Here is an 18,298-nt window from a genome sequence, read left to right as displayed (position 1 = left end):
CCCTGCTGAAGGAGCCCGCTGTTTTGCTGAATTTAAAGACTGCATTACTGCTCGGCGCGCTGCTGCTCTGCGGCAATGGCGCGCTGCAAGCCGCGGCAACGGCGCCCGCTGCCGAAACGCCGGACAAGCCGGAACTGCTGGTAGAAGGCGGGTTGCTCGGGGCCATCAGCTCCAGCATCGACGACGTGCAGAACAAGCTCGACCTCGACCAGAACCTCATCGACGCCTGGCGCCTGCGTGCTGATCGCGCCGCAGACGAAGTAGGACGCCTGGTAGACCAGACAGCCGCACGCTCGCCCTGGAGCGTGGCCGGCGATTTCCTGCTGTTGTCCGGCGTGTGGGCCGGTGCCTTTGCCCTGTTGACGATGCTTGGGCGCCTGGTTGTGCAACGATCGAGCCGCCGCTCGTTCCTTGCGCGGCGTCAACGGCTCCAAGGCTTGCTGAGCTATGTGGTGCCCTACACGATTCCAGCGCTGATCTGCCTGCCGCTGACCCTTTATGTCAGTCACTTTTTACCTGCGTCTGTCGGCCGAGCCCTGGCACTGTGTTTTGCCTACGCCACCAGCAGTGGCATCTTTTCCACCTCGCTGTTGCTGTGCGTCATTGTCATGTTCAACGTCGGGCACAAGCGGCCTGCCGTGCAGGTCATTCGTGACTATTGCCCCAAGCCGCTGTTCCTGATCGGCTTTCTCGCGGCCCTCAGCGATGCGCTGACCAGCCCGCAAATCGCTCGTCAGTTGGGCGGCAATATCACCAGCAGCATCGCCGTGTTTACCGGCCTGTTTGCCGCGGTCATCTTTGGCGTGCTGGTGGTACGCCTGCGGCGGCCGGTGGCCCATTTGATCCGCAATCGGCCGTTGGCCCAGCGTCTCAAACATCCAGCATTGCAACAGTCGCTGCGGGTGTTTTCCGGGCTCTGGTACTGGCCGATTCTGTTGATGGTGCTGGTGTCGGTGGTCAACCTGATTGGCGCCGGTGACGACAACCAAGAGGCCCTGCGCTGCGCGTTGCTCACCACCTTGTTACTGATCGGCACGGTGTTTCTCAGCACTGTGCTGCAACACCTGTTCAAGTCCCGCAGCCAGGTATCGATCCAGCGCAGCAGTGCCTACAAGGAACGCTTCCTGAGTTTGCTGCACGCAATTTTGCGTATCGTCATGGCCATCGCGTTTATCGAGATACTCGGGCGTATCTGGGGTGTTTCGCTGTTCGAATTCGCCCAGCGCAACTCGGTGGGGCGGGCCATCAGTGACTCCCTCAGCAGCATCGGCCTGATCCTGTTGGTGACCTGGCTGTTCTGGGTGGTGCTCGACACCGCGATCCAGGAAGCCCTCAAACCACCGGTGAATAAACGCTCCAGTCGCCAGCCCAGTACCCGGGTCAAAACCATCCTGCCGCTGCTGCGCAATGCAGTGAAGATCATCCTGGTGGTGATCTGCGCGATCACCACCATGGCCAATCTGGGCATCAATGTCGCGCCGTTGCTGGCGGGCGCCGGGGTGGTGGGACTGGCGATCGGTTTCGGTTCCCAGCAACTGGTGCAGGACGTGATTACTGGCCTGTTCATCATTATCGAAGACACCCTGTCCATCGGCGATTGGGTGGTGCTCGACTCTGGTCACGCTGGCACCGTGGAGGGCCTGACCATCCGCACCCTGCGCCTGCGTGACGGCAAGGGGTTTGTGCATTCGGTGCCGTTCGGGCAGATCAAGGCGGTCACCAACCAGTCCCGTCAATTTGCCTATGCCTTCTTCTCGGTGCAGTTCACCTACGACACTGACGTGGACAGGGCCGTGGAGCTGATCCGCGAGGCCGGCCAGTCGATTCGCGACGATGTGTTCCTCAAGTACAACCTGCAAGGGCCGTTGGAAGTGTTCGGGGTGGACAAGATGGACCTCAATGGCGTGGTGCTCACGGCGCAGTTCCGCACGGTTTCGGGTGGCCAATACGCAGTCAGCCGTGCGTTTAATCAGCGTTTGAAAAAGCTTGTGGATAACTGTGATGAGGTCCATTTTGCGCAAACTTATCCACAGCAGGTGTTGTTGCCTAAGCGTGTGGCGCAGGAGCATGAGCAGGATGCGGTGGTGTTGACGGAGCAGCCCAGGTCTCAATGATGAAGGTGGCTGTTCTGGCCCCATCGGGAGCAAGCCCCTCCCACATTGAGATTTGTGAACACGTTTCAAGTGTGGGAGGGGGCTTGCTTCCGATGAGGCCCTCAAGGTCAGCGCCTGATCAACTTCTCCTGCACCGCCTGCTGATCCACCTCCAACAAAACCTGCTGCTTGCCCCCTACCATCACCGCCGCCGGCACCCCATCACGGTACACAACCCGGTTACCGCTTACCGCTGGCACCTTGGCTCCCGGCAACAGCGTGCCGACAAGATTCAACGGATCCGCCCCACACACCGCGATTAAACTGCCATCATGGGGCCGTCGCCGCACCTCGCGCAGCAGCGGTATCGCCTCCGGCAATGCAAACTGCTCTCCCGCCAACCCACTGACAAACCGCCCGCCACGGATCTCGCCTCGCGCCTCCAACCGATGGAAGGTGCGCAGCAACTCGCGCCAACTCGGTAACCAATCTGCCTCGCGCTCCAGCAGCCGCCAGAACACCACGCCATAGCGGCGCAGCAGGGTCATCGCCACATGCTCCAGGGTCTCGGCCGTATGCGCGCCGGCGGCGGTCGCCGAGCGGCGAACCAAGGCCCAACGCCCGGCGTCATCCATACCGCCGACAAACGCCCCGCGCCCACGTCGACTGCTGCGCGCCTGGCGTTTGCTCGCGGGGGTGGTCAAGGCGCGCAGGCCGGCGAAGCTGTCAGCATTCACCAAGCCGGCGCCTACCAATTCCTGCAAGGCTGTCTCCAACTCGCTGGGCAGCAAATGGGCCTCGTGTACCAGTTCATCGAAAAACAGCGCGCCATGCTCGCGCAGGGCCAGGTGGACCTTCTGCGTCTTGGGCGACAACGTGGTGCTGTCGGTAGGCTCGGTCAGCCCGCTCCACAACGCTACCTGGCTACGGGGGAGCAAAACCACCGGGGTGCTGCGCAATGCCATGGCGCCGGCCTTGTTGCTCAGGCGCGTCCAGACCAGCTTGCCGCTGCGGCACAGGTCATCGAGCCAGGTCGATGAGTAATCCTTGATGCGGGCGCTGAGCAGGTCTGTGTCCCAGGCTGACGTGGCGGCGGCATAGCCTTCGAACTGGCCGACGATTTGCGGCAACACGGCGCTGCCCTGGCCGCGGGTGCTGTCGGACAGGTGTTGCCAATCGAACAGAAAGCGCATGAAATCCTGCAATGCCACCGGCTCGATTTCCCGGCGCAGGCGCTTGACCGTGTAGCGATGAATGCGCGCCAGCAAATGACGTTCGCACCATTGTTCTTCACCCACGCCGGGGCTGAAGTGACCGCGCAGCACGTAGCCTTCTTGTTCCAGGCGTGCCAGGGCCTGGGTAAGCGCCACCACCGGTAATGCCAGGGGCGCTGCGATCTCGACCAGGGTCAGTGGGCCAAAACCACTGAGGCGCGCACGTAGCACTTCCACCAGCGCTTCATCAAAGGACCAGGGCTCATCGAACCCCGGCAGCAACGGCAGATCGTTGGGATACAGCGCCTGCAAACAATTCAAGCGCTCTACGGCGCCCCACATTCCATTGGGCAACTGATAGGCCCGCCCGGCCTTGCGCAAGGCCTGCAACCATTGGGCCCATTGCGGCGTAACTTCGCCCGCTGCGATGCACGCCAGGCTCATCAACGCTTCATGCATTTCATCCAGGCCATTGGGCGCCGGCCAGGCTTCTTCGCGTACACCGGCGATGGCGTCGGCATCCAGGGCGCCCAAGTCGTCGGTGCTCTGCGGGTCGCTCCAGCGTCGGTTGAGCACGGCCTGGGTGCGGCGCTCTTCCAGGGGGGCGTCGTCGAGGAAGGTATAGGGTTTAGCGCTGAGGATTTCTGCGGCCATGGGCGAGGGCGCGGGCAGGTCGCGGCTGATCAACCGCACGTCGCCGCGTTCCATGCGCCGCAGCAGCGCCAGCCAGGCGTCGCTGTCCATGGCCTCGTGCAGGCAGTCGTCGAGGGTTTGCTCCACCAGCGGGTGGTTGGGGATTTCGCGTTCGCCGGAGAGGTTTTCCAGGCAGGCGATCTGGTCGGGAAATACGCTGGCGATCAGGTCTTCGCTCTTCATGCGCTGGATCTGCGGCGCCACCTTGCGCCCGCCGGTATAACGCGGCAGCGCCAGGGCCACGCCGGCATTCCAGCGCCAGCGCACACCGAACAGTGGCGCATCCAGCACGGCCTGGATCAGGATGTGCTCGGCACTGTTGCTGTTGAGGTAACGCCACACCTCATCCAGCGCGAAGCTGTGACTGGTGGACAACGACAGCACGATGGCATTTTCACTGGCCGCCGCTTGCAACTCGAAATTGAAGGTACGGCAAAAGCGCTTGCGCAAGGCCAGGCCCCAGGCGCGGTTGATGCGGCTGCCAAACGGCGTGTGGATGATCAGTTGGGTGCCGCCGGACGCATCGAAAAACCGTTCCATGATCAATGTGTCCTGGGACGGCAAGGCGCTCAGGGCCTGGCGCGACCGGGCGAGGTAATCCAACAGTTGGTCGGCGCTGGCGACATTGAGACCCAGGGTGCCGGTAAGCCAGTCGAGGGCCGGTTGCAGGTCGCCGGGCGTGGCGCCGAGCAAGCTGTCCAATTGCCCTTGCAAGCGGGCCACGGCCACCGATAACTCGTTGCTGCGCCCGGGTGCTTCACCCAACCAGAACGGGATGGTCGGGGGTTGGCCCTGGGCGTCTTCGACCCGCACCTTGCCGGCTTCGACACGCAGGATGCGATAGGAGGTATTGCCGAGCTGGAAGATATCCCCGGCGATGCTTTCCACCGCAAAGTCTTCGTTGACGCTGCCGATATTCAGGCTTTGCGGCTCCAGCAACACGCTGTAGTCGGCATTGTCGGGGATCGTGCCGCCGCTGGTTACCGCCGTGAGCCTGGCGCCACGGCGGCCACGCAGGGTGTGGGCCACAGCGTCGCGGTGCAGGTAGGCGCTGCGCATGCCCTGGCGGCCGTTGTAGCCCTCGCTGAGCATCTGCAAAAGGGCCTGGTAGTGTCGTTCATCCAGTTCGGCGTAAGGCGCGGCGCGGTGGATAAGCGCCAGCAGCGCCTGTTCCGGCCATTCCTGGGCGCTGACCTCGGCGATGATCTGCTGGGCCAGTACATCGAGCGGTGCCACCGGAATATGCAAGGTATCCAGCTCGCCACGGCGCACGCAGTCGAGCAGCGCGGCGCACTCGATCAGGTCGTCGCGGGTGGTGGCAAACAGGCGCCCCTTGGGCGTGCCACCGACCTGGTGCCCGGAACGGCCGACCCGTTGCAGGAAGCCGTTGATGGAACCGGGTGAGCCGATCTGGCACACCAGGTCCACTTCGCCGATATCAATCCCCAGCTCCAGGGACGCCGTGGCGATCAACACTTGCAGTTCGCCGGCCTTGAGGCGCTGTTCGGCATCCAGGCGCATCTCCTTGGCCAGACTGCCGTGGTGAGCGGCCACGGCGGTCTTGCCCAGGCGCTCGCTCAAGTGCCGGGCCAGGCGTTCGGCCAGGCGTCGGGTGTTGACGAATACCAGGGTGGTGCGGTGTTCACGGGCCAATTGCGCGAGGCGATCGTAGACCAACTCCCACACGTCGTTGGCCATCACCGCCGAGAGCGGCACCGGCGGCACTTCGATCGCCAGGTCACGGGGACGGGCGTGGCCGATATCCACAATGGCGCAATCACGTTCGTTGCCAACTAAAAAGCGTGCGACGGCTTCGATGGGTTTTTGCGTGGCCGACAAGCCGATACGGGTCAATGGCTCGGCACACAGCCCTTGCAGGCGCTCCAGGCTCAAGGCCAAGTGGCTGCCGCGCTTGCCAGCGGCGATGGCGTGGATCTCATCGACGATCACCGTACGTGTGCTGGCGAGCATGTGCCGGCCGGAATCCGAGCCAAGCAGCACGTAGAGCGATTCAGGAGTGGTTACCAGGATATGCGGTGCGCGTTTGCGCATCTGCGCGCAGTCTTTTTGCGGGGTGTCGCCGGTGCGCACAGCGGTGCGGATTACCAGCGGCGGCAGCCCCCGCTTCTCTAGATGTTCGGTAATGCCGGCCAGCGGATTTTGCAGGTTGATCTGGATATCGTTGGATAGCGCCTTGAGCGGCGACACATACACCACCAGGGTTTGGTCCGGCAGTTCGCCGCCGTTGGCCAGGCCTTGGTGCACCAGGTCGTCTAGCACTGCCAGGAAGGCCGTCAGCGTCTTGCCGGAGCCGGTGGGCGCGGCGATCAGCGTCGAGCGGCGCTGGCGGATCAACGGCCACGCCTGGGCCTGGGCGTTGGTCACCGAAGGAAAGGTACTACGGAACCAAGTGCTGACGGCGGGGTGAAAGCCGTGCAAACCCTTGTCCGTTGATTCGGGAAGGTTCATTCACCCTATATGCAACCGGCGGGGCCAAGTTGCAACCCCGCACTTTATCCGTGACGGTTGCGCTACAAACCCGCAAAATGCAACGATTCTGGCAACTACCTACGGCAAGGCGCACATGCCTGTCGTTAATAACCATCGTTCCAAACAGACCGGGCCTGCTCAATCTATGCGAATGCGCCTTATGTTACTGGGCGGCGGGAATGCCCTCGGGCAGGCGCTGATTCGCCTCGGTGCGGAGGAAGACATCGGTTTCCTCGCCCCCAAACCGCCCCAAGACGGCTGGGATGCCGCAAGCCTCACCCAATTGCTCGACGACACCCGTCCCGATGCCTTGATCAATCTCGCCTACTATTTCGACTGGTTCCAGGCCGAAGCCGTGAGCGAAACCCGCTTGGCCGCCCAGGAGTTCGCCATCGAACGCCTGGCCGAGCTGTGCCAGCATCACAGCATCACGCTGCTGCAACCCTCCAGCTACCGCGTGTTCGATGGCTCCCGCGCCACGGCCTACAGCGAGAAAGACGAGCCGGTGCCCCTGGGCCTGCGCGGCCAGGCGTTGTGGCGTATCGAACAAAGCGTGCGCGCTACGTGCCCGCAGCATGTGCTGCTGCGGTTTGGCTGGCTGCTCGATGACAGCGTCGACGGCACGCTCGGGCGCTTCCTGGGCCGGGCCGAGAACGCCGACGAGCTACTGATGGCCGACGACCGCCGGGGCAACCCGACGCCGGTGGACGATGCGGCGCGGGTGATCATCTCGGTGCTCAAGCAACTCGATTGCGCTGCGCCGCTATGGGGCACCTACCACTACGCCGGCCACGAGGCGACTACCCCGTTGGCGCTGGGGCAGGCGATTCTGACTGAAGCGCGCAACTTCCATCCGCTGACCATCGAGTCCCCCACCGCCCAGGCTCACGCAGCGCGGCCGGATGCGGCGGATGAACCGCAGCATGCGGTGTTGGCCTGCAAGAAAATCCTCCACACCTTTGGCATCAAACCACGGGCATGGCGGGCAGGTTTGCCGGCGCTACTGGATCGCTTCTACCGCCATAGCTGACACCCTCAAAACCAAAATGTGGGAGGGGACTTATGTGGGAGCTGGCTTGCCTGCGATAGCATCACCTGGGTATCACTGATACACCGTGGTGTCTGCATTGCGGGCAAGCCCGGCTCCCACATAAGCCCCCTCCCACATGGGTAATGCGGTGTGGCTTAAACCGAACTCAGAACTTGTAGCCGATACCCACCATGTAAACCATCGGGTCTACATCCACATTGACCTTGGCCCGAGTGCCCTGGCCCAGCGCGTTGTTATCCACAGTCGCTTTGGTGCTGATGTCGATGTAGCGCGCCTGGGCGTTGATCATCCACTTGTCGTTGATCATGTAGTCGGCGCCGATCTGTGCAGCCCAGCCCCAGGAGTTCTCGGCCTTGAAGTTGCTGAAACCAGCCTGCTCGGCGCGACTGCCCACGTGCTCGTCGTAGATCCAGGTGTAGTTGATACCGGCGCCCACATACGGTTGGAACGCGGATTTGTGATCCAGCGGGTAGTACACGACGCTCAAGGTCGGCGGCAGGTGCTTCAGCGTGCCGAGCTTGCCATTGGCGGCGCCCAGGGCGGTGTTCTTGATCTTCACGTCATGCTCGAACGGCGTGGCCGCGAGCAATTCGATGCCGACGTGGTCGGTGATCATGTAGGCGAAGTTCAAGCCCAATTGGGTGTCGCTGCTCATGGTCGCCTTGCCGCCCAGATTGGTGCCGGCCAATGGGCCCTGGTCAACCTTGACGCTGCTGCTGTCGGCCTTCGGGTTCACGGTGATTGCACCGGCGCGAACCAGAATATCGCCCGCCTGGTGAGCGTGGGCGACGGGGGCGACGAGGGCGAGCGCGAAGAGGGACGCGCCGAGCAGAGACTTGTTCATGGGAGCTCCAAAGGACGTTTAAAAGTTGTACGTCCAATGGTAAAGATCGTTCCGTACGGTCTTTTGACTCAGCTCAATGAAAGGGTGATCAGTCACTTGCGCCACTGATCTAAACCTGTGGGAGCTTCGGTGTGTGGAGTTATTCCTCAAGCTCGTACATGTAAATCTTCTGTGCATCCATCTGGTAGCCAGCGTCCGCCAACTCGCTGGACGATGGCTTGACCTGCATCGCACCCTCGATCCAGTACGGTTGATACAGCTCATCGAGCTTCACCCCGACTTCACTTTTAACATGCACGATCTGGTTCGATGGCGGTGGGGGCACGTGTATGCATGCGCCGAAATACGGCACCAGCAGAAACTCCGTGGTGCGGCCTTCTTCGCTGACTTCCAGAGGCACGATATACCCCGGCAGGCGAATGTGCTGGCCGTCCAGGCTCTGTACCACTGGCGCGTTAGGCATGTCCTGCTTGGCCGCCGGCGCGGCTTCGACGGACAAGGCATCGGCCATGTTCGACAGGTCGTGCAGCGGCTTCATATTGGGCACTTCAGGTGGCGCATCCGGCGGGATCATCTCCTGCCAGGACAGATCCTTGGGCTGTTCCTGCGCCCAGGCAGGCACGGCCATCAACAACAACAGGGCAAACAGGGCACGACGCATGAATCGTTCCTCAGTGGGTAGTTGCAAGCTGCAAGCGTCAAGTAAAAGCCGATGCGCTTGCAGCTTAAAGCTTGAAACTGGCAACTGCTGTCCTACAGCCTAACCGACAGGCCATCGGCCAAAGATTGGCGGTAGGCGCGCCACGCGGGCACGCTGCCCATCAACAGGGCGGCTGCCAGGATACCGGCGAGCAACGTCCATTCATATTCGCTCGGCCACGACATCGGCAGGTCCAGACCGTAGTTGGCCTGCAAATAACCCCGCGAGGCGGCGATGCACAGGTACAGCAACCCCAGGCCCGCCACCACGCCAGACAAGGCCAAGGCGAAGGCTTCGAAGATCAGCAGCGTTGCGATGTGCCAAGGCCGCGCGCCCACCGACCGCAGGATCGCCATCTCGCGGCGACGCTCGTTAAGGCTGGTGAGGATCGCCGTGAGCATGCCGATCAAACCGGTCAGTACTACGAACAGCGAGATCACAAACAAGGCTTTTTCGGCAGTGCCCATCATGCTCCAGAGTTCTTGCAGCGCGACACCGGGCAGGATCGCCAGCATTGGCTCGCCACGGAATTCATTGATCTCCCGTTGCAAGGCGAAGGTGGAAATCTTGTTGTTCAGGCCGAGCATGAACGCGGTAATGGCCTGCGGCGTCAGGTCCATATTGCGCGCCTGGTCAGCACTGATGCGGCCTTTGCCCTGAGCCGGCACACCGTTGTGCCAGTCGATATGGATCGCTTCCATGCCGCCGAGGCTGATATGCAGCGTGCGGTCCACCGGCGTGCCGGTGCGCTTGAGAATACCGACCACCGTGAACGGCTTGTCGTCATGCTTGACCAGGCTGACCACCGCCACGCCGTGGGCCAGCACTAGCTTGTCGCCGAGTTTGTAATGCAGCGCGTCGGCCACTTCGGCGCCGAGCACCACCTCGAACGGGTCGGTGGCGAAGGCGCGGCCGCTGGCCAGCTCGAGGTTTTGCTTGCGCCCGTACTGGTAGTGCTCGAAGTAGGATTCGTTGGTGCCCATCACCCGGTAGCCGCGGTGGGAGTCGCCGAGGGAGATCGGGATCGCCCATTTCGCTTGAGGGCTGGCGGCGAAGTGCTCGTAGCTGTCCCAACGGATGTTGTTGGTGGCGTTGCCAATGCGGAACACCGAATACAGCAGCAGGTTGACCGAGCCGGAACGGGCACCGACGATCAGGTCGGTGCCGCTGATGGTGCTGGCGAAACTGTTGCGCGCCTCGACGCGCACACGCTCCACCGCGAGCAGCAAGCAGACGGAAAGCGCGATGGCAAACGCGGTGAGGATCGCGGTAAAGCGGCGGTTAGCCAGGCTGGCCATGGCTAGACGGAACAGATACATCTCAAACCTCTGCGGGCATGGCGGCGCGATTGAGTTCGGCCAGCGACAGGTTGCGGTCGAACAGCGACGCCAGGCTTTGGTCATGGCTGACAAACAACAGGCTGGCGCCCGCTTCGCGGCATTCTGCGAACAGCAACTGCAGGAAGGCTTCGCGGGCGTCGTAGTCCAGGGCCGAGGTGGGTTCGTCGGCAATCACCAGTTCCGGTTGTCCGATCAGCGCTCGGGCAGCGGCCACCCGTTGTTGCTGGCCGATGGACAGCGAATCGGCGCGGCGTTCCAGCAGGCTCGGGTCCTTCAAACCCAGGTGCGCTAGCAAGGCCGCGGCGGCCTGGTCGACACTGCCGTGGCGCTGTTTGGCCCGTTGCGCGCGCAGCTTGGAAAAGTGGCAAGGCAGCTCGACGTTTTCGCGTACCGATAGAAACGGCAGCAAGTTGAACTGCTGGAAGATATAACCGGTGTGGTCCACACGGAAACGGTCACGAGCGCCGGCCGAGAGTTCGGTCAACTCCTGGCCGAGCAGGCGGATGCTGCCTTGGCTGGGTTTCTGCACGCCTCCCAACAGCCCGAGCAAAGTGGTCTTGCCACTGCCGCTCGGGCCCTTGAGGAACAGGGTTTCCCCGGGTTCCAGGCGGAACGCGGGGATGTCCAGCAACCGCGGGTGCCCGGGCCAGTTGAAGCCCAGGTCGGACAGTTCGATTAACGCTTGAGTCATGGGAAGTCAGTGTCGCCTGGTAGTCGAAAATGGCGCCGATCCACTGTGGGAGCTGGCTTGCCTGCGATGGCATCGCTACGGTGTGCCTGCTGCACCGCATCGCCTGTATCGCAGGCAAGCCAGCTCCCACAGGGACTGTGCTTTCAAGTCAGAACTTCAGGGTGGCGGCGGTGGCCGTCGCGTCAACACCTTGCTGACCGCTCGGGCCGATCAGTTGTACCTGAATTTTCTGGGTGGCGGGGAAGGTCTTGAACACTTGGCTCAAGTCCAGGTTGCCCAGGGCCGCCGGCGTGGCGCAGGTGAACTGGTAATGGGCGTGGATTTCACTGTGGTCGTGATCATGCTTGTGGGCGGCTGCGCCCTTGCCGTCGGTGGCGTGGTCATCGTCGTCATGCTCAGCTTCTGGTTTGTCACCGAACAACGGGCTGTTGAGTTCCTGGCTGCTGACCACGCAACCTGCGGCCTTGGGCAGGTTGAACAGTGCCGATGGATTTTCCAGCTGCTTGCGTACGGCGGCGACCTTGGCTTTGTCGGCGGCGCTGGTGGCGGCATGTTCGAAACCCACCAGGTTCATGGCCGGGCTGTCCAGTTCCAGCTCCAGGGCCTGGCCGTCCAGTACGGCATTCAGGCGCCCGACGCCATGTTCATGGGCGCCGAGGCTGCCGTGCTCGTGGTCGTGGTCTTCGTGGGCATGAGCGACAGCCAGTGGCAGCAGGGCAAACGGCAAAGCAAGCAGCAAACGGCGCATGAGAGGGCTCCAGGATGAAAGTTTTGTTATGTGATCTTATAACAATTGATTCGAGAGTTTGACCGCCCGCTTGGTGTTGCGCAAGCTGCATGGGAGCATGCCCGTCAGAAAAATGCAGGAGTAAGGACGATGTTGCGAATTCGTGGAACCATCGGCGACCTGCCGGTGGACTTGACCCTTGAGCTGGACGACGGCGATTGGGCGCGATTAGGCGCTCAACTGCAGGCCGCTCCAACGCCCAGCGCACCGGCTGCGGCGCCGGTCAAACAGAACGAAGACCTGTGGCAGAACGCCCAGGATTTGCTACGCAAGGCCGGGCAACTCAATGGCCTGGAATTGCTCGACCAACTCGAAGGCTTGGCTGGCGATGCCGGGGCGGGCAAGCGCCTGCTGGTGCGCCTGCGCCACAGCGCGAACGTGAAGGTGGCCAGCGGCGGCGACACACCGCTCTACACATGGATTGGCCCTTTGTAGGAGCGAGCTCGCTCGCGAAAAACCCTCAGGCTCCGCGTTCATTCAGGATGCCCGCGTTATCGTTGTCGTTTTTCGCGAGCAAGCTCGCTCCTACAAGGTTGGGTTAATACAACGCGGCAAACAACTTGCGGCGGTACACCGTGACCAGCGGGTGATCATTGCCCAGCAATTCGAACACCTGCAGCAAGGTCTTGTGGGGCAGGCCTTCGCTGTAGCTGCGGTTGCGGATAAACAACTTGAGCAAACCTTCCAGTGCCGCGTCGTATTGCTGGCGCGCCAGTTGCTGGATCGCCAACTGATAGGCCGCTTCGTCATCCTGCGGGTTTTGCGCCAGGCGGCTTTTCAGCTCGGCAGCGTCCGGCAAATCCGCAGCCTGGCGCAGGAAGGTGATTTGCGCCTTGGCCCCGGCCAGGGCGGCCTTGTGGTCGTCGCTCTTGACCGCGTCGAGCACGGCCTGGGCTTCACCCAATTCACCGCGTTCGGCCAGGCAGCGTGCATACAGGATCAGAGCGGCGGCGTTGGTATTGTCCTCGCCCAACAATTGCACCAGCAACGCTTCGGCCTCGCTGATACGCCCTTCGCTGAACAGCGCCTGAGCCTGCTCCAACGGATCCGCCGCAGCCGGCGGTGGCATTTGCACATGGGGCTCCAGCATCGCCCGCACTGCCGACTCCGGCTGTGCACCGGCAAAACCGTCCACCGGTTGGCCATCCTTGAACAGCACCACCGTCGGCAGGCTTTGAATGCCAAAACGCGCCACGATGTCCTGTTCGGCTTCGCAGTCGATCTTGGCCAGCAGCAACTCACCCTGATAACTCTCGGCAATCTTCGCCAGCATTGGCATCAATGCTTTGCAGGGGGCGCACCACTCGGCCCAGAAATCGACCAATACGGGCTTTTCAAAGGAGTTCTGGATAACGGCCTGGTCGAAGTTGGCGGTGGTGACGTCGAAGATGTACGGCGTGGGCTCACTCATGGGGCGTCTCGAATAAAGCGGGAATGGGGGCAACTATAAGGGCTGGCGAGGTTGGCTGAAAGCATCCTGGATTCAAGACCGCTATCGCAGGCAAACCCGCTCTCACCTTTGAAATGCATTCCCCTGTGGGAGCGGGCTTGCCCCATCGCAGTCAGTTAAGCGGCCATCGCCTACTGTAGGAGCGAGCTTGCTCGCGAAAATCGTCAACGATAACGCGTGCTTGCTGAATGAACGCGGCGCCTGTGAGTTTTTCGCGAGCAAGCTCGCTCCTACAAAAAAACCTTAACTGACTGGCATTGGGGCTTGCCCGCGATGGCCTCAAGCGCGCCGCGAATGGTACAGGCTCACCTTGCGAAACTCCCAAGGCTCGGCCAGGTCCGGCAGGGTCAAAGCCTCGAGGATCTCCAACCGCTGATAATCCGGATGCTGGAAGTCCCGTACCCGTGAATCCGCCACCAGCGCTTCGCGGCCGCGGGTGAGGAACTGATCCAGCAACGGCAGGTTGGCGCGGTCGTAGAGCACGTCGGCCACCAGGATCAGGTCGAAGCGGTCGGCTTCGGCAAAAAAGTCTGCCGAATAACTCAGTGACACCTGGTTGAGCTCGGCATTCGCACGGCAAGCGGCCAAGGCCAGTGGGTCCAGGTCGCAGGCCACCACCTCCAAGGCCCCAGCCTTGACGGCGGCGATCCCGGCTACTCCCGAACCTGCGCCGAAATCCAGCACGCGTTTGCCGGCGACCCACTCGGGATGCGCCGCCAAGTAGCGGGCCAACGCCAGGCCGCTGGCCCAGCAAAAGCTCCAGTAGGGCGGCTCATGCAGGATGCGCCGGGTTTCTTCCTGGCTGAAGGCGCGGTCCATGTTGTCGGCGTCCAGCAGCCACAGCGACAATTCGGTGCCCGGCAGTGGGCAGGGCACTAATTGCGCGTCGCCGATCAGTTCGCTCAAGGCACGCTGCAGGTGCAGCGGTGGTGTCATGGTGCCTTGACGAGTTGCAAGGGGCCGGTGCTCTGGGTGATCGCCTGGGTGACGCGCACGGCGGGTAGATGCAGGATCAACTGGCCGGACTGGCTGGCGCGGCCGCGCAATTCCACGCGGGCACCGGCCGGGAAGGCTTCAGGGTTGAAGCGCAGGCGGAAGGCCAAGGGCTTGCCGTTGCCGCTCAGTACGCTGCTGGCGAGCAGTTGCTGCGGGCGCGAACGGTCGTCGATCACCAAGAGCGCCATCTCGACTTCGGCACCGGCGGGCACGTTGGTCAGGCTGCCGCTGATTTCGCGCTGATAGGCGGGCAAGGGGCCGAGGTCTTCAATGCCCGGGACTTTTTTCTCTTGCGCCGGTGTTGGTTGAGGCGCGGCCGGCTTGGGGGCTTCGCTGCTGCAGGCGACCAGAAAACTGAACAGGCTGAGTAGAACGAGTGGTCGTAACTGCATGTACGGCTCCAGAAAGGACAAAATCCGTGGCTTAAAAATATGAAACATATAAGCCTGCCTATATACCGTAAAGGCTATGGCTTGTCTTGCCACAGGGATGCGCTACCATGGCCCTCCCATTTTTTGTTGCCTGCCAACCATGCACTGTCCCTTCTGCGGTGCCAACGACACCAAGGTCATCGACTCGCGTCTGGTCGCCGAGGGCGACCAAGTGCGTCGCCGGCGCGAATGCCTGGCCTGTGGTGAACGTTTCACCACCTTCGAAACCGCCGAACTGGTGTTGCCGCGTCTGATCAAGTCCGACGGCAGCCGCCAGCCTTTCGACGAAGAAAAACTGCGCGCCGGTATGCAGCGCGCCCTGGAAAAACGCCCGGTGAGTGTCGAGCGCCTGGAAGCGGCGCTGGTGCATATCAAGCACAAGCTGCGGGCGACCGGCGAGCGCGAGGTCAAGAGCCTGGTGGTCGGCGAGTTGGTGATGGGCGAGCTGCAAAAGCTCGACGAAGTCGCCTATATCCGTTTTGCCTCGGTGTATCGACGCTTCCAGGACCTCAATGAGTTCCGCGAAGAGATCGACCGCCTGGCCCGTGAGCCCTCCAAACAATGACATCTGAACAGGCTGTGCTTGACGCCCACTACATGGCCCGTGCCCTCGAATTGGCGCGCAAGGGCCTGTACACCACCCACCCCAACCCGCGGGTTGGCTGCGTGATCGTGCGTGACGGGCAGATTGTCGGCGAAGGCTGGCATGAGCGCACCGGCGAGCCCCATGCCGAGCCCAATGCCCTGCGCGCCGCTGGCGACAAGGCCCGTGGCGCGACGGTGTACGTGACCCTTGAACCGTGCAGCCATCATGGCCGTACGCCGCCCTGTGCCGATGCGCTGGTGACCGCCGGCGTCGCCCGGGTGGTGGCCGGCATGCAGGACCCGAACCCCGAAGTGGCTGGCCGAGGCATGCAACGCCTGGCCCAGGCCGGTATCGAGGTGCGTAGTGGTGTGTTGGAAACCGAAGCGCGGGCGCTTAACCCCGGCTTCCTCAAGCGCATGGAGCACGGTCTGCCGTTTGTGCGGGTCAAGCTGGCGATGAGCCTGGACGGCCGCACGGCGATGGCCAGCGGCGAAAGCCAATGGATCACCGGCCCCGCCGCCCGTGCTGCGGTGCAACGCTTGCGTGCCGAGGCCAGCGTGGTGCTGACCGGTGCCGACACGGTACTGGCCGACGGTGCCCGCTTGACCGTACGCGCTGCCGAACTGGGCCTGGACGACGCAACCACCGCCCTGGCCATGTCGCGCCCGCCGTTGCGCGTGCTGATCGATGGCCGCCTGCGGGTGCCGCTCAACGCACCGTTCTTCAAGGCCGGCCCGGCATTGGTCATCACCTGCGTGACTCCGGAGAACCAGTTCCCCCGCGGGCCTGAGTGCCTTGTGGTTCCAGGTGTGGAGGGCCAGGTTGACCTGCGCTCGGCATTGGTCGCCCTGGCCGCCCGTGGCGTCAACGATGTGTTGGTGGAAGCCGGCCCAAGCCTGGCCGGCGCGTTTGCCCAACAAGGCCTGGTGGATGAATACGTGATATTCATCGCCGGCAAGTTCCTCGGCTCCGCTGCCCGCCCGTTGCTGGACTGGCCGCTTGATAAGTTGGCCGATGCTCCCCAACTCAAGATCACCGAAATGCGCGCTGTGGGCGACGACTGGCGAGTCACTGCCATCCCCGTCCCAGCAGTGAGCGTATAATTCCCGGCCTGCGCTTGAGCGTCAGCCCCCTCGTTTTCAGGAGAACGAAATGTTCACCGGCATTATCGAATCCATCGGCAGCATCCGTGCAATGACCCCCAAAGGCGGGGATGTCCGCCTGCTGGTTGAAACCGGCAAGCTGGACCTCGGCGACGTCAAGCTGGGCGACAGCATCGCCGTCAGCGGCGTGTGCCTGACCGTCATCGAGCTGCCGGGCAACGGCTTTGCTGCCGATGTCAGCCGGGAAACCCTGGACTGCACCGCGATGAACGATCTTGCGGCCGGCAGCCCGGTCAACCTGGAAAAAGCCCTGACGCCCACCACCCGCCTGGGCGGTCACCTGGTCAGCGGCCACGTCGACGGTGTCGGCGAAGTGGTGGCCCGCAGCGAAAACGCCCGCGCCGTGGAATTCCGTATCCGCGCGCCAAAAGAGCTGGCCAAGTACATCGCCCACAAAGGCTCGATCACCGTCGATGGCACCAGCCTGACCGTGAACGCCGTGAATGGCGCTGAATTTGAACTGACCATCATTCCCCACACCCTCAGCGAAACCATCATGGCCTCGTACCAGCCGGGTCGCCGGGTGAACCTGGAAGTGGACTTGCTTGCCCGTTACCTGGAGCGCCTGTTGCTGGGCGAAAAGGCCGCAGAGCCTGCATCAGGCAACATCACCGAAAGTTTTCTGGCCGCTAACGGCTACCTGAAATCCTGACCAAGGGGGTGCCGCGTGGCGCTCAATAGCATCGAAGAACTGGTTGAAGACATCCGCCAAGGCAAGATGGTCATCCTTATGGATGACGAAGATCGCGAGAACGAAGGCGACATCATCATGGCCGCCGAGGCGTGCAAGCCCGAGCACATCAACTTCATGGCCAAGCACGCCCGGGGGCTGATCTGCATGCCCATGAGCCGTGAACGCTGCGAACTGCTCAAGCTGCCCTTGATGGCGCCGCGCAATGGCTCGGGTTTCGGCACCAAGTTCACCGTATCGATTGAAGCCACCACGGGCGTCACTACTGGCATTTCCGCCGCTGACCGCGCCCGCACCGTGCAAGCCGCTGCCGCGAAAGACGCCAAGGCCGAAGACATCGTCAGCCCCGGCCACATCTTCCCGCTGATGGCCCAACCGGGCGGTACCCTGGCCCGCGCTGGTCACACCGAAGCCGCCTGCGACCTGGCGCGCATGGCCGGTTTCGAGCCAAGCGGGGTGATCTGCGAAGTGATGAACGACGATGGCACCATGGCCCGTCGTACTGAACTCGAGGCCTTTGCCGCAGAGCACAACCTCAAGATCGGCACCATCGCCGACCTGATTCACTACCGGATGATCCACGAACGTACCGTTCAGCGGATTGCCGAGCAGCCACTGGACAGCGAGCTGGGCCAATTCAATTTGGTGACCTACCGTGATTCAGTGGAAGGCGACGTGCATATGGCCCTGACCCTGGGCAACATTTGCGCAGAAGAACCGACCCTGGTACGCGTACACAACATGGACCCACTGCGTGACCTGTTGATGGTCAAGCAGCCCGGTCGCTGGAGCCTGCGCGCCGCCATGGCTGCGGTTTCCGAGGCCGGCAGCGGTGTGGTGCTGTTGCTCGGTCACCCGCTCGATGGTGATGTGCTGCTGGCGCACATCCGCGAAACCGCCGACGCCGTGCCGGTGAAAAAACCGACCACCTACAGCATCGTCGGTGCCGGTTCGCAGATCCTGCGCGACCTGGGCGTGCGCAAAATGCGCCTGATGAGCGCACCGATGAAATTTAATGCGATATCCGGATTCGACCTGGAAGTTGTAGAATACGTGCCCTCCGAATAAAGGCTGGCGA

At 62.6% G+C, this 18,298-nt stretch carries 16 protein-coding genes; 7 read left to right on the top strand and 9 right to left on the bottom strand.

What is annotated here, in order from left to right; all coding sequences use genetic code 11:
• Positions 1-23: 23 nt before the first annotated feature.
• Positions 24-2,114 carry a mechanosensitive ion channel domain-containing protein gene (locus HBO10_RS21375; protein WP_034125926.1) on the top strand — a complete coding sequence of 697 codons (2,091 nt, stop codon included), beginning with the start codon at positions 24-26 and terminating at the stop codon, positions 2,112-2,114.
• A 107-nt stretch (positions 2,115-2,221) separates the two neighbouring features.
• Here HBO10_RS21375 and HBO10_RS21370 read toward each other — a convergent pair whose 3' ends face one another.
• Positions 2,222-6,469 (bottom strand): DEAD/DEAH box helicase, encoded by a 4,248-nt coding sequence (locus tag HBO10_RS21370; RefSeq protein ID WP_034125927.1) that lies wholly within the window; start codon positions 6,467-6,469, stop codon positions 2,222-2,224.
• Positions 6,470-6,635: 166 nt separating this feature from the next.
• Here HBO10_RS21370 and HBO10_RS21365 point away from each other — a divergent pair, with 166 nt between their 5' ends.
• Complete coding sequence (locus tag HBO10_RS21365; RefSeq protein WP_034125928.1) at positions 6,636-7,520, top strand: sugar nucleotide-binding protein; 885 nt, start codon at positions 6,636-6,638, stop codon at positions 7,518-7,520.
• Between the two features lie 166 nt (positions 7,521-7,686).
• On the opposite strand, the gene HBO10_RS21360 is transcribed toward HBO10_RS21365, so the two are convergent.
• The 5 genes from HBO10_RS21360 to HBO10_RS21340 form a co-directional block, all read right to left on the bottom strand.
• Positions 7,687-8,385, bottom strand: a complete 699-nt coding sequence (locus HBO10_RS21360) for an OmpW family outer membrane protein (protein ID WP_014720136.1) — start codon at positions 8,383-8,385, stop codon at positions 7,687-7,689.
• A gap of 139 nt (positions 8,386-8,524) precedes the next feature.
• Positions 8,525-9,046: a DUF3299 domain-containing protein gene (locus tag HBO10_RS21355; RefSeq protein WP_034125929.1), complete on the bottom strand. Its 522-nt coding sequence runs from the start codon at positions 9,044-9,046 to the stop codon at positions 8,525-8,527.
• A gap of 92 nt (positions 9,047-9,138) precedes the next feature.
• Positions 9,139-10,404, bottom strand: a complete 1,266-nt coding sequence (locus HBO10_RS21350; protein WP_034125930.1) for an ABC transporter permease — start codon at positions 10,402-10,404, stop codon at positions 9,139-9,141.
• A gap of 1 nt (position 10,405) precedes the next feature.
• Positions 10,406-11,116 (bottom strand): ABC transporter ATP-binding protein, encoded by a 711-nt coding sequence (locus HBO10_RS21345; protein WP_034125931.1) that lies wholly within the window; start codon positions 11,114-11,116, stop codon positions 10,406-10,408.
• A 148-nt stretch (positions 11,117-11,264) separates the two neighbouring features.
• Positions 11,265-11,864, bottom strand: a complete 600-nt coding sequence (locus tag HBO10_RS21340; protein ID WP_034125932.1) for a DUF2796 domain-containing protein — start codon at positions 11,862-11,864, stop codon at positions 11,265-11,267.
• A gap of 129 nt (positions 11,865-11,993) precedes the next feature.
• On the opposite strand from HBO10_RS21340, the gene HBO10_RS21335 reads away from it, so the two are divergent.
• Complete coding sequence (locus tag HBO10_RS21335) at positions 11,994-12,338, top strand: hypothetical protein (RefSeq protein ID WP_034125933.1); 345 nt, start codon at positions 11,994-11,996, stop codon at positions 12,336-12,338.
• Positions 12,339-12,441: 103 nt separating this feature from the next.
• On the opposite strand, the gene trxA is transcribed toward HBO10_RS21335, so the two are convergent.
• From trxA to HBO10_RS21320, 3 genes are all read right to left on the bottom strand, one after another.
• Positions 12,442-13,314 carry a thioredoxin gene (gene trxA / locus HBO10_RS21330; RefSeq protein WP_019818859.1) on the bottom strand — a complete coding sequence of 291 codons (873 nt, stop codon included), beginning with the start codon at positions 13,312-13,314 and terminating at the stop codon, positions 12,442-12,444.
• Positions 13,315-13,632: 318 nt separating this feature from the next.
• Positions 13,633-14,289, bottom strand: a complete 657-nt coding sequence (locus HBO10_RS21325; RefSeq protein ID WP_034126854.1) for a 50S ribosomal protein L11 methyltransferase — start codon at positions 14,287-14,289, stop codon at positions 13,633-13,635.
• Entirely contained in the window at positions 14,286-14,741 is a 456-nt protein-coding gene (locus tag HBO10_RS21320; RefSeq protein WP_003194586.1) for a YbaY family lipoprotein, read from the bottom strand. Before HBO10_RS21320 ends, HBO10_RS21325 begins: the two co-directional genes overlap by 4 nt.
• Before the next feature lie 139 nt (positions 14,742-14,880).
• On the opposite strand from HBO10_RS21320, the gene nrdR reads away from it, so the two are divergent.
• The 4 genes from nrdR to ribBA are packed head-to-tail and all read left to right on the top strand — an operon-like array spanning position 14,881 to position 18,288.
• Positions 14,881-15,345, top strand: coding sequence for a transcriptional regulator NrdR (gene nrdR, locus HBO10_RS21315; RefSeq protein WP_019818855.1), 465 nt, complete (start codon positions 14,881-14,883; stop codon positions 15,343-15,345).
• Entirely contained in the window at positions 15,342-16,469 is a 1,128-nt protein-coding gene (gene ribD / locus HBO10_RS21310; protein WP_019818853.1) for a bifunctional diaminohydroxyphosphoribosylaminopyrimidine deaminase/5-amino-6-(5-phosphoribosylamino)uracil reductase RibD, read from the top strand. The genes nrdR and ribD overlap by 4 nt, the downstream gene beginning before the upstream one ends.
• Before the next feature lie 49 nt (positions 16,470-16,518).
• Positions 16,519-17,181, top strand: a complete 663-nt coding sequence (locus HBO10_RS21305) for a riboflavin synthase (RefSeq protein ID WP_014720128.1) — start codon at positions 16,519-16,521, stop codon at positions 17,179-17,181.
• Between the two features lie 15 nt (positions 17,182-17,196).
• Positions 17,197-18,288: a bifunctional 3,4-dihydroxy-2-butanone-4-phosphate synthase/GTP cyclohydrolase II gene (gene ribBA, locus HBO10_RS21300; protein WP_003194579.1), complete on the top strand. Its 1,092-nt coding sequence runs from the start codon at positions 17,197-17,199 to the stop codon at positions 18,286-18,288.
• Positions 18,289-18,298: the final 10 nt, after the last annotated feature.

The sequence above is a fragment of the Pseudomonas sp. WS 5503 genome (assembly GCF_012985385.1).
Classification (GTDB): Bacteria; Pseudomonadota; Gammaproteobacteria; order Pseudomonadales; family Pseudomonadaceae; genus Aquipseudomonas; species Aquipseudomonas paracarnis.
Note: the sequence above shows the minus strand (reverse complement) of the source record. Positions and strands in the feature narration are given on the sequence as shown.

What these genes read in the sequence shown, in the direction of transcription:
- nrdR (WP_019818855.1), top strand. Translation starts at nt 14,881, where the DNA reads ATGCACTGTCCCTTCTGCGGTGCCAACGACACCAAGGTCATCGACTCG.
- trxA (WP_019818859.1), bottom strand. Translation starts at nt 13,314, where the DNA reads ATGAGTGAGCCCACGCCGTACATCTTCGACGTCACCACCGCCAACTTC.
- HBO10_RS21340 (WP_034125932.1), bottom strand. Translation starts at nt 11,864, where the DNA reads ATGCGCCGTTTGCTGCTTGCTTTGCCGTTTGCCCTGCTGCCACTGGCT.
- HBO10_RS21365 (WP_034125928.1), top strand. Translation starts at nt 6,636, where the DNA reads ATGCGAATGCGCCTTATGTTACTGGGCGGCGGGAATGCCCTCGGGCAG.
- ribD (WP_019818853.1), top strand. Translation starts at nt 15,342, where the DNA reads ATGACATCTGAACAGGCTGTGCTTGACGCCCACTACATGGCCCGTGCC.
- HBO10_RS21305 (WP_014720128.1), top strand. Translation starts at nt 16,519, where the DNA reads ATGTTCACCGGCATTATCGAATCCATCGGCAGCATCCGTGCAATGACC.
- HBO10_RS21335 (WP_034125933.1), top strand. Translation starts at nt 11,994, where the DNA reads ATGTTGCGAATTCGTGGAACCATCGGCGACCTGCCGGTGGACTTGACC.
- HBO10_RS21325 (WP_034126854.1), bottom strand. Translation starts at nt 14,289, where the DNA reads ATGACACCACCGCTGCACCTGCAGCGTGCCTTGAGCGAACTGATCGGC.
- HBO10_RS21355 (WP_034125929.1), bottom strand. Translation starts at nt 9,046, where the DNA reads ATGCGTCGTGCCCTGTTTGCCCTGTTGTTGTTGATGGCCGTGCCTGCC.
- HBO10_RS21350 (WP_034125930.1), bottom strand. Translation starts at nt 10,404, where the DNA reads ATGTATCTGTTCCGTCTAGCCATGGCCAGCCTGGCTAACCGCCGCTTT.
- HBO10_RS21360 (WP_014720136.1), bottom strand. Translation starts at nt 8,385, where the DNA reads ATGAACAAGTCTCTGCTCGGCGCGTCCCTCTTCGCGCTCGCCCTCGTC.
- HBO10_RS21320 (WP_003194586.1), bottom strand. Translation starts at nt 14,741, where the DNA reads ATGCAGTTACGACCACTCGTTCTACTCAGCCTGTTCAGTTTTCTGGTC.
- HBO10_RS21370 (WP_034125927.1), bottom strand. Translation starts at nt 6,469, where the DNA reads ATGAACCTTCCCGAATCAACGGACAAGGGTTTGCACGGCTTTCACCCC.
- HBO10_RS21345 (WP_034125931.1), bottom strand. Translation starts at nt 11,116, where the DNA reads ATGACTCAAGCGTTAATCGAACTGTCCGACCTGGGCTTCAACTGGCCC.